The sequence below is a fragment of the Pedobacter sp. JCM 36344 genome, from assembly GCF_046546555.1.
Classification (GTDB): domain Bacteria; phylum Bacteroidota; class Bacteroidia; order Sphingobacteriales; family Sphingobacteriaceae; genus Pedobacter.
Genome location: NZ_JBKHKK010000044.1, coordinates 1 through 1,309, shown reverse-complemented (window position 1 = coordinate 1,309; position 1,309 = coordinate 1). Strand labels below are relative to the sequence as shown.

1 protein-coding gene is annotated in these 1,309 nt (G+C 34.4%); it reads left to right on the top strand.

The features are described from left to right. Nucleotides 1-497, top strand: a 497-nt coding sequence (locus ACHFIZ_RS17900; RefSeq protein WP_410888339.1) for a hypothetical protein, incomplete at its 5' end; no start/stop codon positions are given. Nucleotides 498-1,309 lie beyond the last annotated feature (812 nt).

The window sequence follows — 1,309 nt, the reverse complement described above, 5'->3', positions numbered from 1 at the left end:
CATTAATCCATGATTTTGCAACTAGTGTTTTTTATCAAAATACCTTTGACGCTTTAGCTGAGAATATCTTCGACAATTACAAAAGAGATATTGATTTACTTATAGCTCAAAACTTAGGTGATATAATCGAACAGATACCTTCTGTAATTTCTCGACTTGCTGAAAATAACACAGAATCAATAAGCCAGGCTTTGACAACATGTAGAAGAATAATCGATTCTTTTGCTGATCATATCTATCCAGCAACTGATTCGTCAATAACTATTGGTGGAAATGAACTTTCATTAAAAAAAGACAAAGTTCAAAATAGAATAAATGCTTACATTAACAATCGCTGTGATAGTGAATCAAGAAGAAAAAAATTAAGGCAAAACCTTTCAAACTTGTACGAACGAGTGTCTGCAGGCGTCCATTCTGACGTGGATATGCATGAAGCGAAGAGCTTGTTCTTCAATACTTACCTTTTGCTAGGTGAGATCCTGTCTTTAAACAAATAATTGATAACAGCCAGTATTTGATTAATACGTCCCGTAAATATCATCTTTATAAAGGCGATACAGAACGTTTCAAAAACTACGAAAAAGTACAAATCCAAAACCCAAACTAGCGTTTTAAGAAGACCAAATAAAATTTACTTTTGGATATGATTTACTTATAACTCTGGCAATACGTCCTTCAAACGCTCGTCATTTATCTCACCTAAGCCTTTTATATAGTCAAAGACAATTGTAAATCTAAAGTAAAAGCGTAAATTACATCAACATTAACACGGTCTTTGATAGTACATAGATAGTACATATTTCAAGTTTCTAGCAAAAACAAGCTTTAAACCATAACAGAAAGAATTTTCACCTGCCTTACAAGCAGGGGGTCACTGGTTGGAACCCAATATCTCCAACCAACTAAAAGCCTTTCAATGCAAATTGAGAGGCTTTTTTGCATTAAGGGGAATTTTTATAGGTGCGTGGTGCATGTAAAGTTCAATTTAGGACGATGTCAAGTTTTTCCAGGACTAGTGTAAAGCTATTCTAGCACTATACAAATCGTTTAAAAATTGCACCTGCTACTGCACTAACGGCGCACTAACAGGGGGCAAAGAGCACACTCGTTGGGAAAAGGCATGGTTTTGCCCAACGAGTGTGCTCTGAGTTACCTAGTTGTTTCCTAGTTATTCAGACCACAGCCTGCTCGTTAAAGTAAATTTGGAATGAGGACCGATGGTAGTCGTTTCTTATAATGAAAGTAAATAAATTCAATAAAAAGAAGAAATAGAAAATAAACATGTTATTATTATGAAATAATTTGTTTT